The organism is Actinomadura madurae (genome assembly GCF_047130825.1).
GTDB lineage: Bacteria > Actinomycetota > Actinomycetes > Streptosporangiales > Streptosporangiaceae > Spirillospora > Spirillospora madurae.
In genome coordinates this window covers 9,465,181-9,479,307 of sequence record NZ_CP083237.1, presented here as the reverse complement: position 1 = coordinate 9,479,307, position 14,127 = coordinate 9,465,181, and the positions used below count along the sequence as shown (strand labels likewise).

Sequence of the window (14,127 nt, the reverse complement as noted above, 5' to 3'; positions counted from 1 at the left end):
CGGCACCGCGGAAAGGGGAAAGCTCAGATCCGTGTGGCGGCGGGCGGGGCGCGCCCGCGCGGGACGCCGCGCGGCGCGAGGTCCGGCGCGGCCGGCGCGGCGGCGGGCGGGGCGGCGCGCCGCGACGGCGGCCTGACCTCGATGCCGGACGCGGGGAGGGTCGCGTGGGCGGGCTGGGCGTGCGGTGCCGCCGCCCCCGCCGCGTGGAGCGCGACGGCGGTGATGACGGCCTGGACCCGGCCGGGCGTCCGCGGCTTGGTGGCGGCCCGGGGGCGGGCGGGCGCGGTCTGCGCCGGTCCGGTGCGGACGCCGGCGATCGTCCCGTGGGGGGACGTCCCGCCCTGGACACCGGGTGCGGCGGGCGCGACGACGAAGCCGAAGAGGCCGAGGGCGAGGACGAGCAGGCGCGCGGCGGGCGGCCGGAGCGCGGCCAGGGAGGAACGGCCCGGGTGGCGCATTCCGGTCCTCCCTCCGTGGTCTCCGGCGGACGTCCGCGGCCGGCCGTTCCCGCCAACCTAACCCAGGATCCGGGGGCGGGGGACGCCGTTCACCGTCCGTTGCCGGAACACGGAAGCGCGCGGCCGTCAAGGCGGCCCGGCGTGACAAAGAGGTTGCCGAACCCTCACCACGGCCCCTTACCAGCAGACACTGGCAAGTGTCCCAATCCGGCCAGGCCGCAATCGGCCGCCATCCATTGCCCCCGCCCCATACGCGAATTACTTTCGCGTATGCCCACCCCGAACCGGACAGAGGAGTTTCCGGTGGCACGTTTGAGACGAACCGCGATCATCGGGACCGCCGCCCTGGCCGTCCTCGCCGCGGGGGTCGCCCCCGCGTCGGCCGCGACCACCACCATCCGCCAGGGCTCGGCCACGGCCGACCCCTACGCCGGCAACGTCCAGGCCTCGCTGCTCGGCACCGCCACGGTCTCGACATCGATCGGTGAAGGCTCCTGCACCGAGTCGGTCATGACCGGGTCCATCCAATCCGACGGAAGCAACCTCAGCGTGAGCAGCGCCACCTTCAGCGGCGACGGCGGCGGCCCCTGCTCCGGGACCACCAGCGCGACGATCGAGACGCTGAACCTGCCCTGGACGGGCGGCAGCGTCGCCTTCGACGAGGGCCACACCGGCGGCCGCGACGCCACGGTCACGATCGCGAACTTCAGCGTCCGGGCCACGGTGGACATCTTCGGCGGCATCACCTGCGAGTTCGGCGGCAACCTGACCGCCAACGGCTTCAACGGCGACAACGCCTCGCGTCCCGACACCGGCAGCTCCGAGGCGCAGGTCGGCGTCCAGAACGCCCAGGTGAGCAAGACCGGCGGCAGCTTCCTCTGCCCGTCGACCGCCACCGTCACCGCCACCTACGCGCTCAAGGGCGAGACCGCCGCCGGGTCCGGCACCTTCGACCAGTCCCTCTACGTCACGAGCTGACCCGGACGCTCCCGGAAAGAACGCTCCCCAAAGGACACGCTCCCAGGTGTGCTCCCAAAAAAGCGGGCCGCCCCCATCACGCGGGGGCGGCCCGTAGCGGTCTCCGGCGGTGCCGGCGGTCCGCGGTGTCAGCAGCCGACGAGCTGGGCGGCGAGGAACGCCTCGACCTGGCCGATCGCGATGCGCTCCTGGCTCATCGTGTCACGCTCCCGGACGGTCACCGCGTCGTCGTCCAGGGTGTCGAAGTCGACGGTGACGCAGAACGGGGTGCCGATCTCGTCCTGGCGGCGGTAGCGGCGGCCGATGGCGCCGGCGTCGTCGAACTCGACGTTCCAGTTGCGGCGCAGCCGCGCGGCGAGGTCGCGGGCCTTCGGGGACAGGTCGGCGTTGCGCGACAGCGGAAGCACCGCGACCTTGACCGGGGCGAGCCGGCGGTCGAGCCGCATGACGGTGCGCTTCTCCATCTTGCCCTTGGCGTTCGGCGCCTCGTCCTCGGCGTAGGCGTCCATCATGAACGTCAGCGTGCAGCGGTCGACGCCCGCCGCGGGCTCGATCACGTACGGGGTGAACCGCTCGCCGGACTCCTGGTCGAAGAACGACAGGTCGGCGCCGGACGCCTTGGAGTGCGTCGTCAGGTCGTAGTCGGTGCGGTTGGCGATGCCCTCCAGCTCGCCCCACTCGCTGCCGACGAAGTCGAACTTGTACTCCACGTCCACGGTCCGCTTGGAGTAGTGCGACAGCTTCTCGGCCGGGTGCTCGTACAGCCGCAGGTTCTCCTTGCGGATGCCGAGGTCGACGTACCACTGCATGCGCTCGTCGATCCAGTACTGGTGCCATTCCTCGTCGCTGCCGGGCTTGACGAAGAACTCCATCTCCATCTGCTCGAACTCGCGGGTCCGGAAGATGAAGTTGCCGGGCGTGATCTCGTTGCGGAACGACTTGCCGATCTGGCCGATGCCGAACGGCACCTTGCGGCGCGCGGACTGCTGGACGTTCAGGTAGTTGATGAAGATGCCCTGCGCGGTCTCGGGACGCAGGTAGGCGAGGCCGGACTCGTCCTCGACCGGGCCGAGGTAGGTCTTGAGCAGCCCGTTGAACATCTTCGGCTCCGTGAAGGAGCCCTTGACGCCGCAGTTCGGGCAGGAGATGTCGGCGAGGCCGTTGGCGGGCGCGCGGCCGTGCTTCTCCTCGTAGGCCTCCTCCAGGTGGTCGGCCCGGAAGCGCTTGTGGCAGGACTGGCATTCGGTGAGCGGGTCGACGAACGCCTGGACGTGGCCGCTGGCCTCCCAGACCTCGCGCGCCAGGATGACGCACGAGTCGATGCCGACGATGTCGTCGCGGCCCTGCACCATGGACTTCCACCACTGGCGCTTGACGTTGTTCTTCAGCTCGACGCCGAGCGGCCCGTAGTCCCAGGACGCGCGGAGCCCGCCGTAGATCTCGCTCGACGGGTAGACCAGGCCCCGCCGCTTGGCGAGGTTGACGATCGTGTCCAGCACATCGGAACGGCGTGCCATGAAATATTCTCCATCCGGCTGGCGGTCGGCGGGACAGTGAGTGCGCCCCGGTCCCGCGGCGACGGCGGGCGGCGGCGAGTGCGATCCCCGGTGAGTGCCCCGGCGCGGGCGTCGCCGCCGCCGGAGAGCATTTCCCAGCTTAGGGCACCCGGACGGCTGAGCAGGCCCTAGTAGACGCGCCCGTCGACGATGTTGCTGTCGATGTTCAGCATGACGCCGCCGTGCCGCTCCCGGTGGCCGCCGCGGTACTGCTTGATCCGGCGGTGCGGGGACCACAGGTGGTCGGGGAAGTACGGGTCGCCGTACACATCGGCCCGCCCGTCCCAGTTGGCGAACCAGATGGCGACGGGCTTGCTGATCCCCTTGGCCCGGCTCACGTCCCGGATGCCGGACTTGGAGCTGCTGTACAGGCCCGGGACGTAGCCCTCGCGCTTCAGCCGGTCGACCCAGTTGTCCACGAACCGCAGGACGGCGGCCTTGCAGGCGCGGTTCCGGTGGCGGTACGCCTCCATGTCGAAGTAGACGGGGTTGCCCTCCGGAATGCCCAGCCTCCCGGCCTTGCGGGCGGCGTCCACGGCCGCCTTCGTGCCCTCCGAGGAGGCGTTGCGGGTGGTGAAGCGCTGCCGGCGGCTGCCGCAGGGAGCCTGCAGGCCGACGTAGGTGGGCGTGATGCGGTAGCCCATCGCCCGGACCTGCCTCACCCACGAGGCGCTGAGGTTCGGCTGGGCGCACCCGCGCGCCGCGCCGCCGATGTAGATGTTGGTGACCTCGAACGAGGGCCGCCACGCCTCCATCGTGGCCAGGGACGGGGCGGTGCAGGTGTCGAACCCCTTGCCTCGCACCCACGGGCGCTCCAGGGCGGGAGCCTGCCCCTGCCCGGAGGGCGTGTCCACGGGGGGCGGCGGGCTCTCCCCCGGCCGCAGGCCCGTGCCGGGCGGTGCGGCGGCCCCTCCCGCGGACAACCGGGTGCCGCGCAGGATCCGCTGGAGCCGCGCCGGGTCCGTCCCGTACACACCGGTGATCGTCACCCCGGCCTCGGGGAGGGTGAAACGCGCCTCGTGGTCGGCGGACGGCGTCACGGTCAGCGACGCGAGAGCGGTGCCGTCCACGACCGTCCGGGCGGCGCGGCGGTCCCCGGCGGGCTCGGTGTGCCTTCCGGCGGGTTCGATGTGCCTTCCGGCGGGCTCGATGTGCAGGGCCTCGGTGCGGCCGACGACGCGGGCCGGGCAGTCCGGCTGCGGCCCGGGGCGGCCGAGGTAGACGGCGTGCCGGTCGAAGCGGACGCACCGGGACGGGTCCCGGTCGAGCCGGTGCACCTCCCAGCCGGCCGGGACGGGGACGCGCAGCCCCCGGTACTCGACGACGCGCGGCGCCCCGGCAGCCCCGGTCAGCGCGGCGGGCGGTTCGTGCGCGGGCCGCGCGGGGGCCGTCCCGGCCGCCGCGAGGACGGGAGCGGCGACCGCCACCCCGGAGAACACGCTGAACAGGACGGCATGGCGCATCACAACTCCCCCGCGGCGGCACGGCATGATCATCTGCGGCAAGGATGACCATGGCCGCGCCCGCCGAAACCGGGCCGGGACGCTTCTTGCCCGCCGGTTTCCCGCATCCTGACGGTGGCCCGCGACGGGCGGTCCGGCGCTCAGGCGGAGCTTGCTCAGGCGGAGCTGACGACCTCGTACGCGCCGGGCTCGTCCACGGCCATGGCCGCGAGCGGCATGAACAGGAGCCGCACGTCGTAGGCGCCGATGGCGCGGCGGTAGTGGCCCGCGCCGTCCCATTCGGTGACGAGGGCCCAGAGGCCGGGGTCGTCGACGGTCCTGGCGAGGCGGCCGGAGCGGAAGCCGGGGCTCGCGGACAGCGCCGCGAGCACCGCGGTCATGTCCTCGGCGAAGCCGCCCGAGGCCTCTCCCGGCACCCGGTACCGGGTTATCGCGATCATCCGCCCATCCTGGCAGTACGTTGGGCATGTGGAGACATCGGATGAGCGGCGGACGGGGCTGCGGGCCGCCGTCGAGCGGCGCAGCGCGGCGCCGGTGGTGTTCCTGCACCGGATGCCGCGGTGGGTCCTGCTGGTCGCGGTGTTCGCGCTGCTGGTGGTCGGGATGGCCGGGACGGGCTGGGTCGCCGCCGCCGGGGTGCTGGTCCTCGCCGCGGCGCTGGCCTGGTTCGCCTATCTGAACTGGCCCGCGCTGGACGGCCCGGGAAGGATCCTGCGGCTCGTCGCGTTGGCCGTTCTGGTGGGTTTCGCCCTGGGGCGTGGTTTCGGCCGGTTTTGACAACCGTTTTCATCTTCGTCCATAATCGGACGGTGCCCCCCACTCGCGCCGCCCTCCGGGCCCTGCCGGCGACCGCCCTGGCTCTGGCCGGCCTCGCCGCGGGGCTGACGGGCTGCGCCGACGCCGGCGCCGACGTGCCGCCCGGCAAGACCGCGGTGGTCGCGTCCTTCTACCCGATGGCCTGGCTGGCCGGGAAGGTCGGCGGCGGCGACGTCTTCGTCCGGACGCTGACCAGGCCGGGCACCGAGCCCCACGACCTGGAGCTCACCGCCCGGCAGGTCGCGCACGTCGCCGACGCCCGGCTCGCCGTCCACGTCAAGGGCGTCCAGCCCGCCGTGGACGACGCCGTGCGCACCCACGCGAAGGGCCGGTCCCTCGACGCGGCGAGCCTGGTGCGGACGCTGCCGCCGCCGGAGGAGACCGACGACGAGGAGGCCCACGACGGCGTCCGGCACCGGGAGGCGTCCTACGACCCGCACATCTGGCTCGACCCGAGCCGGATGGCGGCCGTCGCGACCGCGCTCGGCGGCCGCTTGGCCGCCGCCGACCCGGCCCACGCCGCCGGGTACCGGGAGCGCGCCCGCGCCACCGCCGCGGCGCTCGGCCAGCTCGACCGCGACTTCCGGGACGGCCTGGAAGCGTGCAAGCGCAGGGAGATCATCACCGCGCACGCGGCGTTCGGCTACCTGGCGGATCGCTACGGGCTGCGCCAGATACCGGTGGCCGGCGTGGACCCGTCGGGCGAGCCGTCCCCGAAGCGGCTGGCCGCCCTGACCCGGCTGGTGTCGGCCACCGGCGCGACGACGGTCTTCAGCGAGACGCTGGTCAGCCCCAAGGTGGCCGAGTCGCTGGCGCGGGAGGCGGGGGTGCGGACCGCCGTCCTGGACCCGGTCGAGGGCATCGAGGACGGCGCGTCCGGCGACTACATGACGATCATGCGAGAGAACCTGCGGACCCTGCGGCCCGCGCTGGAGTGCTCATGACCGACCGACCGCCCGTGAACGGTGAGACCGCGACCGGGGAGACCGCGCCGCCGTTCGCGATGACCGGCGGGCACGTGCGGCGGGACGGCCGCGAGGTGCTGGCCGGCGTCGACCTGCGGGTGGACGCCGGCGACGTGCTCGCCGTCCTCGGCCCGAACGGCGCGGGCAAGTCCACGCTGGTCAAGGCGCTGCTCGGCCTCGTCCCGCTGGCCGAGGGCCGCACCGCGATCTACGGTGAGCCGCCCGCCCGGTTCCGGGACTGGACGCGCGTCGGGTACGTCCCGCAGCGGCTGCCCATGGGCGGCGGCGTGCCGGCGACGGTGCGGGAGGTCGTGGCGTCCGGCCGGGTGGCGCGGCGGTCCCGCTGGCGGCCCGCGGTGCTCGCCGACCGGGCGGCCGACCGCGCCGCCGTCGACCGCGCGCTGGAGACGGCCGACCTCACCGGGCGCGCCCGCGACCCGGTGCACCTGCTGTCGGGCGGCCAGCAGCAGCGGGTCCTCATCGCCCGCGCCCTCGCCGGCGAGCCCGACGTGCTCGTGATGGACGAGCCCACCGCCGGGGTGGACGCCCGCAGCCAGGCGGCGCTCGCGGCGGCCCTGCGCGAGCCGGCGGTCGACGGGCGCACGGTCGTCCTCGTGACCCACGAGCTCGGGCCGATGGAGCCGCTCGTCACCCGCGCGATCGAGCTGGGCCACGGGCGCGTCGTCCGCGAGACCCGCGCGCACGAGACCCTCGGAAGGCCCGCGTGACCGAGATGCTGCAGTACGACTTCATGCGCGTCGCCCTGGTGATGGCGGTGCTCATCGGCCTGACCGCCCCCGCCGTGGGCACGTTCATCGTCCAGCGCAGGCTGTCGCTGCTCGGCGACGGCATCGGGCACATCGCGCTGACCGGCATCGGGCTGGGCCTTTTGACCGGCACCTCCCCCGTCCTCGGCGCGCTGGCCGTGTCGGTGCTGGGCGCGGTCGTCATCGAGGTGCTGCGCGCCCGCAGCCGCAGCGGCGCCGACGTCGCGCTGGCCCTGCTGTTCTACGGCGGGCTGGCGGGCGGCGTGATCCTCACCGGCACCGAGGGCGGCGGCTCGGCGAGCCTGCAGTCGTACCTGTTCGGCTCGATCAGCAGTGTGACGGTGGCCGACCTGTACGTGGTCGCGGGCCTCGCCGCCGCCGTCCTCGCCATCGTGGCGCTGTTCGGCCGCGAGCTGTTCCTGCTGTGCCAGGACGAGGAGGTCGCGCGGGCGGCGGGGCTGCCCGTCCGGTTCCTCAGCGTGCTCATCGCCGCGACCGCCGCGGTCACCGTGGTGATCTCGATGCGCGCGATCGGGCTGCTGCTGGTCAGCGCCCTGATGATCGTCCCGGTGGCGGCGGCGCAGCAGCTCGCCCGGGGATTCTGGAGCACGATGCTGGCCGCGATGGGGATCGGTGTACTGTCGGCCGTGTCGGGCCTGGCGGGGTCGTTCCAGTACGATCTCCCCCCGGGGCCGTCGATCGTGCTGCTGGCGCTCGCGGTGTTCACGGCCGCGGTCGCCGGAGGGGCGGTCGTACGCCGCAGGCGCGCCCGCGCCGTCGCGGCCGGGGACGCCGTCTCCGGCCGGCCCGGTGTCGAGGCGCGCGTGGACGCGGAGGCGGAGGTGCTAGGGGGATGACGACGGCCCGCCGGGACGCCGTCCGGCAGGTGCTCGCCGGCTGCGAGGGGTTCCGCAGCGCGCAGGACATCTACGCCGACCTGCGCGCCGACGGCTCGAAGATCGGCCTCACCACCGTCTACCGGGCGCTGCAGGCACTCAGCGACGCGGGCGAGGTCGACGTGCTGCGCACCGACGAGGGCGAGGCCGTCTACCGCGCCTGCCGCACCGAGCAGCACCACCACCACCTGGTCTGCCGCGACTGCGGCCGGACGATCGAGGTGGAGGGCCCGGCCGTGGAGCGCTGGGCCGACGCGATCGCCGCCGAGCACGGCTTCACCGGCATCACGCACACCGTCGAGGTGTTCGGGACGTGCGCGGACTGCGCCGCGAAGAACTCCTGAACACCGGCTGAAGGCGCGCCGACCGCTGGCAAGACCCGCAGTTCACACGCTCTGTGCGCGTTTCTTGGCAAATTGTCATATCTACTTCTGAGTAGCTTTCATGCCATAAATGTCCCCGTCGCCACCGCAGGCCCGACGGGCGGGCCCTCCGGGGGGTGCGTGGCGCCCGCACGAGAGGGCGTTCATGACAAGACGGGCGTTCACCAGCCGACGGACCGTGCTCCTGGCCTCGGCGACCCTGCTCGCGACGGCGGGCACCGCGGTGCCCGCGTCCGCGCGGCAGGCACCGTCCCCACCGGGCCCCCGCGCCGCCGCCGAGCAGGCGCTCCGCTCGCTCACCGCCCGCGGCGCCGAGGTGCGCGGCGGGGACGGGCAGAGCTTCAAGGTCGTCGGCGTCCTCACCGACCGGGACGGCTCCTCCCACACCCGGATGACCCGCGCCTACAACGGCCTGCCGGTGCTGGGCGGCGACATCGTCGTCCACCAGACCCCGGCGGGCAAGTGGCGGGGCAGCAGCCTCACGCTCGCCAAGGCGCCGGCCGCCGCCGGCCCGCGGGTCTCCGCCAAGACCGCGAAGAAGCGCGCCGTCACCAAGAACCGCAAGGCCGACGGCGCCCCCGCGCTCGTCGTCGAGGCCCGCACCGCCGACCACGCCCCCCGCCTCGCCTGGCGGGTGCTGACCGTCGGCAAGCACGCGGACGGGACGCCCAGCCGGGTCTACACCTCCGTGGACGCCGCCACCGGCAAGGTCCTGCTGCGCGAGGAGACGATCCACACCGAGGCGGGCGACGGCAAGTCCCTCTACACCGGGACGGTGCCGCTGGAGACGACCGCGTCCGGCGGCGCGTTCCAGCTCAAGGACCCGTCGCGCGGCAACACCTACACCGGGGACGCCGAGAACGAGACCGACCTCTGCATCCTCATCTGGTGCCTCCGGCGCGCCCCCGCCACGCTGTTCACCGACGCCGACAACCACTGGGGCAGCGGCACCACGTCCGACCGCGCCACCGTCGCCGTGGACGCCCAGTTCGGCACCGCCGTGACCTGGGACTTCTACAAGAACGTCTTCGGCCGTGCCGGCATCGCCGGCGACGGCAAGGGATCGTTCAACCGCGTCCACTACGGCGACGGCTACGCCAACGCCTTCTGGGACGACTCGTGCTTCTGCATGACCTACGGCGACGGCGACGGCAGCCAGCTCGGCCCGCTCACGTCCCTCGACGTCGCCGCGCACGAGATGAGCCACGGCGTCACCAGCTCCACCGCCAACCTCACCTACAGCGGGGAGTCCGGCGGGCTGAACGAGGCGACGTCCGACATCATGGCGGCGGCCGTCGAGTTCTACGCCAACAACTCGGGCGACGTCGGCGACTACCTGGTCGGCGAGGAGGTCGTCCTGCCCGGGCTCGGCCGGGCGGCGCTGAGGTTCATGGACAAGCCCAGCAAGGACGGCGACTCCGCCGACTCCTGGTCGTCCAACACCAAGAACCTCGACGTGCACTACTCCTCGGGCGTCGGCAACCACTTCTTCTACCTGCTGTCCGAGGGCAGCGGCGCGAAGACGATCAACGGCGTCTCCTACAACAGCCCCACGTCCAACGGCTCCACCGTCACCGGCATCGGCCGGGACGCGGCCGTGAAGATCTGGTACCGGGCGCTGACCACGTACATGACGTCCTCGACCGACTACAAGGGCGCGCGGACCGCGACCCTGAACGCGGCCAAGGACCTGTTCGGCGAGGGCAGCACCCAGCACGCCGCCGTCGCCGCCGCGTGGTCCGCGGTGAACGTCGCCTAGGACCCCTGTTCCGGGGACGGAAGGCCCCGTGCCCGCGACCGATGTGACGCGCGGGCACGGGGCCTTCCGGTCTCCGCCCGGTCGAAGACGGGGACCCCGACCCGCCGATTGCGCGGGTTCGTGATCTGGGACGCGGGGCCATGGTGAAGAATCGGGGCATGGCTACGACACGTACTGCGAACGCGCACTGGGAAGGCTCACTGCTGGAGGGCCAGGGGACCGTCTCGCTGGACTCCTCGAAGCTCGGCACCTACGACGTGACCTGGGCATCGCGGTCCGAGGAGCCGGGCGGCCGGACGAGCCCGGAGGAACTCATCGCCGCCGCGCACTCCACCTGCTACTCGATGGCGCTCTCGCACGGCCTCGCCGGAGCCGGGACCCCGCCGGAGAAGGTGGACACCAAGGCCGAGGTCACCTTCCAGCCCGGCGAGGGCATCACCGGCATCCACCTGACCGTCCGGGCGAGCGTGCCCGGCCTGTCCGCCGCCGACTTCGAGAAGGCCGCGCAGGACGCCAAGGCGGGCTGCCCCGTCAGCAAGGCCCTCGCGGGCACCACGATCACCCTCGACGCCGGGCTGTATTGATTGCATTTCTCTCCTCCTTCGGCCCTGGCGGGCCTCCATCGTCGAGAAACGCGGGCGATCGCTGGCATCGCTCCGGCTCGCCTTGCGGCTCGCTGCGCGATCAGGGTCTCGCTTCGCTCATCCCTGCCTTCGGACGCGATCGCAACCGTTGGGGTTGTCGCGTGGTTGGGGTGCCGGCTGAGGTCAGCGGGGTAGCGAGTGCAGGCAGTCCCACACGTGCGGGTGATTCGATCGCTCCGGCTCGCCTGGCGGCTCGCTGCGCGATCAGGGTCTCGCTTCGCTCGCCCCTGCCTTCGGACGCGATCGTTGCGGGGTTGCGGTGGTGGCCGAGGTCAGCGCAATGGTTAGTGCAGGTGCTCTCGATCGCTGAGGTCGCTGGAGGCCGGGCGCGGGGTCGCCGGTCAGGTGTCCGTGGGGGCCTGGCCGGCGGCGACCGCGTTGGGGACGGCGCCGCCGTAGCGGCGGTCGCGGGAGGCGTACACCTCGCACGCGTGCCAGAAGTGGCGCCGGTCGAAGTCGGGCCAGAGCGTGTCGAGGAAGACCATCTCGGCGTAGGCCGACTGCCAGAGCAGGAAGTTGGACGTGCGCTGCTCCCCCGACGAGCGCAGGAACAGGTCCACGTCCGGGATGCCGGGCTCGTCCAGGTAGCGGGCGAAGACCCGCTCGTTGATCTTGCCCGGGTCGAGCCGGCCGTCCCGGACGTCCCGGGCGATCGCCGCCGCCGCGTCCACGATCTCGGCCCGGCCGCCGTAGTTCACGCAGAACTGCAGGGTGAGCACGTCGTTGTGGCGCGTCATCTCCTCGGCCGTCTCCAGCTCCTTGATGACGCTGCGCCACAGCCGCGGCCGCCGTCCCGCCCACCGCACCCGGACGCCCATCGAGTGGAGCTGGTCGCGGCGGCGGCGGATCACGTCCCGGTTGAAGCCCATGAGAAAGCGCACCTCGTCCGGCGAGCGCTTCCAGTTCTCCGTCGAGAACGCGTACGCCGACAGGTACGGGACGCCCAGCTCGATCGCGCCCATGATCACGTCGAAGAGCGAGTCCTCGCCGCGCTTGTGGCCCTCGGTGCGCGGCAGCCCGCGCTCCTTGGCCCAGCGGCCGTTGCCGTCCATCACGATGGCGACGTGCCGGGGCACCAGGTCCGCGGGGATCGGGGGCGGCGTCGCGCCGCCCCGGTGCGGTTCCGGCGGTGAAACGGCCCTGCTCAAACTCTCTCCCTGTCGGTCTCGTCGTCGCGCGTTCCGCGCTCCTCGGGCCCGCGCGCCTCGCGCTCGACGTGACGCAGTGAACGGATCCCGTGCTCCAGGTGCCACTGGAGGTAGGCGGCCACCAGGCCGCTGGTCTCCAGGCGGTGGCGCTGCTCGCTGCCGTCGGCGTACTCCCAGTCGCCGCGCAGCAGCGCCAGCATCAGCGCGAACGTCGGCGGCGCCGGGGTCGCGGCGCCCGGCTGGCGGCAGCCGGCGCAGACCGCGCCGCCCGCCGCGATGGCGAACCCGCGCAGCCCGCCGCGGACGCCGCACCGGCAGCACTCGTCGAGCGCGGGCGCCCACCCGGCCACCGACAGCGAGCGCAGCAGGAAGGCGTCCAGGACGAGCCGGGGGTCGTGGACGCGCTCGGCGAGCGTGCGCAGCCCCCCGACCAGCAGCAGGAACTGCCGGAGCGCCGGCTCGCCCTCCTCGCTGGTGAGCTTCTCCGCGGTCTCCAGCATCGCCGTCCCCGCCGTGTAGCGGGGGTAGTCGGTGACCAGCGCCTCCCCGTACGGGCGCAGCGTCTCGGCCTGAGTGATGAGGTCGAGGGAGCGCCGCTCGTACAGCTGGAGGTCGACGTGGGTGAACGGCTCCAGCCGCGCGCCGAAGCGGGACCTGGTCTTGCGGACCCCCTTGGCCGCGGCGCGGATCCGGCCGGTCCGCCGCGTCAGCACCGTCACGATGCGGTCGGCCTCGCCCAGCTTCTGGGTGCGCAGGACGATGCCTTCGTCGCGGTACAGGGTCACCCGTTCATTCTGACGCACGTCACCGGATGCCTCGGCGCCCGCCCGACATCTCCCCAGGATCTGCACAAGTCACTCGACGATGCCGCTGCGCGCCGCGACGATCACGTACCGTGACCGGATTCGGCCGTAGCGTCCTTCCGAAAGTTGTGGCCCGGACCACAGGGACCTGGCAGCGTTGGGGCATGAGATGCCACATCGTGCCACCGCACATGCTGGAGCGGATCGCCCGCGACGCCGATGACCCGGCCATCCGCGACCGCGCCCGCCGTACGCTGGCGCTCACCTCCGCGCAGTACGCCGAGCGGCGGACGTCCGCGGCCGGGGCCCCCTCCCCGTCCGAGGACTTCGTCCCCAACCGGACGATCAAGGACGCCGGGCACCGCGAGGAACTGCCCGGCCGGACCGTGCGCGCGGAGGGCGCACCGGCCACCGGCGACCGGACGGCCGACCGCGCCTACGACTGGCTCGGCGCCACCTTCGACTTCTTCGAGGCCGCCTACCGCCGCAACTCGATCGACGGCGCCGGGCTCGGGATGGTCTCGACCGTCCACTACGGCGACCGGTACGACAACGCCTTCTGGAACGGCGAGCAGATGGTGTACGGGGACGGCGACGGCGTCGTGTTCACCGACTTCACCGGCCCCCTCGACGTCACCGGCCACGAACTCGTGCACGGCGTCACGCAGTACACCGCGAACCTGGAGTACTACGGCCAGTCCGGCGCCCTGAACGAGTCCCTGTCGGACGTCTTCGGCTCGCTGGTCAAGCAGTGGCATCTCGGGCAGACCGCCGACCAGGCCGACTGGCTCATCGGGCAGGGCCTGCTCGCCGAGGGCGTGAACGGCGTCGCGCTGCGCTCCATGAAGGAGCCCGGCACCGCCTACGACGACCCGCGCCTCGGCAAGGACCCCCAGCCCGGCCACATGGACCACTACGTCGAGACCTACCGGGACAACGGCGGCGTCCACATCAACTCGGGCATCCCCAACCACGCCTTCTACCTCGCCGCCGCCGGCATCGGCGGCAACGCCTGGGAGAAGGCGGGCCGGGTCTGGTACGACACGCTCACCGGCGGCGAGCTGGCGGCCGACGCGGACTTCACCGCGTTCGCCGCCGCGACCGTCCGGGCCTCGACCGCGCTGTACGGCGCCGACGCCGTCGAGACCAAGGCCGTGAGCCGGGCCTGGACGGGGGTAGGCGTCTCCCTGGAGGCGAACGGATAGCAGTGAAAGTGACAGTCGTCCGCAGCGGGGGATTCGCGGGTATCGAGCGGCGCGCCGAGTCCGACAGCGCCAGCGATCCCATGCTGTCGAGGCTCGTCGGCCGCGTCGACCTGAAAAGCGTCCCGCCGCCGGGCCGAATCCCCGACCAGTTCCTGTACGAGATCGACATCGACGGTGACCGGACCACCATCGGCGAGGCGCAGCTCCACGGCGCCCTCCGCGAGCTCGTCCACCACGTCCTGGGCCGCGCCCGCTGAGCCCGCGCCCGCCCCCGGCGGCCGGGCCG

16 protein-coding genes are annotated in these 14,127 nt (G+C 73.0%); 10 read left to right on the top strand and 6 right to left on the bottom strand.

Translation table 11 applies throughout. The features are described from left to right. Nucleotides 1-23: 23 nt before the first annotated feature. On the bottom strand, nt 24-458 hold the full coding sequence (locus K8Z49_RS44415) for a hypothetical protein (protein ID WP_075019745.1): 435 nt from the start codon (nt 456-458) through the stop codon (nt 24-26). 303 nt (nt 459-761) lie between these two features. Between K8Z49_RS44415 and K8Z49_RS44410 the strand changes: the two genes are divergently transcribed. Next, entirely contained in the window at nt 762-1,436 is a 675-nt protein-coding gene (locus K8Z49_RS44410; protein WP_143118262.1) for a hypothetical protein, read from the top strand. Between the two features lie 128 nt (nt 1,437-1,564). Here K8Z49_RS44410 and K8Z49_RS44405 read toward each other — a convergent pair whose 3' ends face one another. The 3 genes from K8Z49_RS44405 to K8Z49_RS44395 all read right to left on the bottom strand — a co-directional run bounded on the left by K8Z49_RS44405 (nt 1,565) and on the right by K8Z49_RS44395 (nt 4,895). Beyond that, nucleotides 1,565-2,953: a glycine--tRNA ligase gene (locus K8Z49_RS44405; protein WP_024934593.1), complete on the bottom strand. Its 1,389-nt coding sequence runs from the start codon at nt 2,951-2,953 to the stop codon at nt 1,565-1,567. Nucleotides 2,954-3,120: 167 nt separating this feature from the next. Continuing rightward, a complete protein-coding gene (locus K8Z49_RS44400) occupies nt 3,121-4,455 on the bottom strand; it encodes a DUF1906 domain-containing protein (protein WP_412516951.1) in 1,335 nt (444 codons plus the stop codon). 155 nt (nt 4,456-4,610) lie between these two features. Next, complete coding sequence (locus K8Z49_RS44395) at nt 4,611-4,895, bottom strand: antibiotic biosynthesis monooxygenase family protein (RefSeq protein WP_075019743.1); 285 nt, start codon at nt 4,893-4,895, stop codon at nt 4,611-4,613. A 28-nt stretch (nt 4,896-4,923) separates the two neighbouring features. On the opposite strand from K8Z49_RS44395, the gene K8Z49_RS44390 reads away from it, so the two are divergent. The 7 genes from K8Z49_RS44390 (at nt 4,924) to K8Z49_RS44360 (ending at nt 10,625) form a co-directional block, all read left to right on the top strand. After that, nucleotides 4,924-5,232, top strand: a complete 309-nt coding sequence (locus tag K8Z49_RS44390) for a DUF6703 family protein (RefSeq protein ID WP_021599306.1) — start codon at nt 4,924-4,926, stop codon at nt 5,230-5,232. Nucleotides 5,233-5,264: 32 nt separating this feature from the next. Further along, nucleotides 5,265-6,215 (top strand): metal ABC transporter substrate-binding protein, encoded by a 951-nt coding sequence (locus K8Z49_RS44385; RefSeq protein ID WP_412516950.1) that lies wholly within the window; start codon nt 5,265-5,267, stop codon nt 6,213-6,215. Next, a complete protein-coding gene (locus tag K8Z49_RS44380) occupies nt 6,212-6,964 on the top strand; it encodes a metal ABC transporter ATP-binding protein (protein ID WP_412516949.1) in 753 nt (250 codons plus the stop codon). The genes K8Z49_RS44385 and K8Z49_RS44380 overlap by 4 nt, the downstream gene beginning before the upstream one ends. Then, on the top strand, nt 6,961-7,860 hold the full coding sequence (locus K8Z49_RS44375; protein WP_021599610.1) for a metal ABC transporter permease: 900 nt from the start codon (nt 6,961-6,963) through the stop codon (nt 7,858-7,860). The genes K8Z49_RS44380 and K8Z49_RS44375 overlap by 4 nt, the downstream gene beginning before the upstream one ends. Beyond that, nucleotides 7,857-8,243: a Fur family transcriptional regulator gene (locus K8Z49_RS44370; protein ID WP_021599609.1), complete on the top strand. Its 387-nt coding sequence runs from the start codon at nt 7,857-7,859 to the stop codon at nt 8,241-8,243. The genes K8Z49_RS44375 and K8Z49_RS44370 overlap by 4 nt, the downstream gene beginning before the upstream one ends. Before the next feature lie 184 nt (nt 8,244-8,427). Beyond that, nucleotides 8,428-10,041: a M4 family metallopeptidase gene (locus K8Z49_RS44365; RefSeq protein ID WP_412516948.1), complete on the top strand. Its 1,614-nt coding sequence runs from the start codon at nt 8,428-8,430 to the stop codon at nt 10,039-10,041. Between the two features lie 158 nt (nt 10,042-10,199). Continuing rightward, nucleotides 10,200-10,625, top strand: a complete 426-nt coding sequence (locus tag K8Z49_RS44360; RefSeq protein WP_021599607.1) for an OsmC family protein — start codon at nt 10,200-10,202, stop codon at nt 10,623-10,625. Nucleotides 10,626-11,026: 401 nt separating this feature from the next. Here K8Z49_RS44360 and K8Z49_RS44355 read toward each other — a convergent pair whose 3' ends face one another. Together K8Z49_RS44355 and recO are read right to left on the bottom strand one after the other, a co-directional pair. Further along, nucleotides 11,027-11,833: an isoprenyl transferase gene (locus tag K8Z49_RS44355; protein ID WP_024934597.1), complete on the bottom strand. Its 807-nt coding sequence runs from the start codon at nt 11,831-11,833 to the stop codon at nt 11,027-11,029. Further along, entirely contained in the window at nt 11,830-12,618 is a 789-nt protein-coding gene (gene recO / locus K8Z49_RS44350) for a DNA repair protein RecO (RefSeq protein WP_024934598.1), read from the bottom strand. The genes K8Z49_RS44355 and recO overlap by 4 nt, the downstream gene beginning before the upstream one ends. A gap of 182 nt (nt 12,619-12,800) precedes the next feature. Between recO and K8Z49_RS44345 the strand changes: the two genes are divergently transcribed. Together K8Z49_RS44345 and K8Z49_RS44340 are read left to right on the top strand one after the other, a co-directional pair. Further along, nucleotides 12,801-13,841, top strand: a complete 1,041-nt coding sequence (locus K8Z49_RS44345; protein ID WP_024934599.1) for a M4 family metallopeptidase — start codon at nt 12,801-12,803, stop codon at nt 13,839-13,841. 2 nt (nt 13,842-13,843) lie between these two features. Next, complete coding sequence (locus K8Z49_RS44340) at nt 13,844-14,098, top strand: protealysin inhibitor emfourin (RefSeq protein WP_024934600.1); 255 nt, start codon at nt 13,844-13,846, stop codon at nt 14,096-14,098. Nucleotides 14,099-14,127 lie beyond the last annotated feature (29 nt).

Coding starts and splice junctions, on each gene's coding strand:
- K8Z49_RS44360 (WP_021599607.1), top strand. CDS start 10,200: ATGGCTACGACACGTACTGCGAACGCGCACTGGGAAGGCTCACTGCTG.
- K8Z49_RS44395 (WP_075019743.1), bottom strand. CDS start 4,895: ATGATCGCGATAACCCGGTACCGGGTGCCGGGAGAGGCCTCGGGCGGC.
- K8Z49_RS44370 (WP_021599609.1), top strand. CDS start 7,857: ATGACGACGGCCCGCCGGGACGCCGTCCGGCAGGTGCTCGCCGGCTGC.
- K8Z49_RS44345 (WP_024934599.1), top strand. CDS start 12,801: ATGAGATGCCACATCGTGCCACCGCACATGCTGGAGCGGATCGCCCGC.
- K8Z49_RS44415 (WP_075019745.1), bottom strand. CDS start 458: ATGCGCCACCCGGGCCGTTCCTCCCTGGCCGCGCTCCGGCCGCCCGCC.
- K8Z49_RS44365 (WP_412516948.1), top strand. CDS start 8,428: ATGACAAGACGGGCGTTCACCAGCCGACGGACCGTGCTCCTGGCCTCG.
- K8Z49_RS44405 (WP_024934593.1), bottom strand. CDS start 2,953: ATGGCACGCCGTTCCGATGTGCTGGACACGATCGTCAACCTCGCCAAG.
- K8Z49_RS44400 (WP_412516951.1), bottom strand. CDS start 4,455: ATGCGCCATGCCGTCCTGTTCAGCGTGTTCTCCGGGGTGGCGGTCGCC.
- K8Z49_RS44380 (WP_412516949.1), top strand. CDS start 6,212: ATGACCGACCGACCGCCCGTGAACGGTGAGACCGCGACCGGGGAGACC.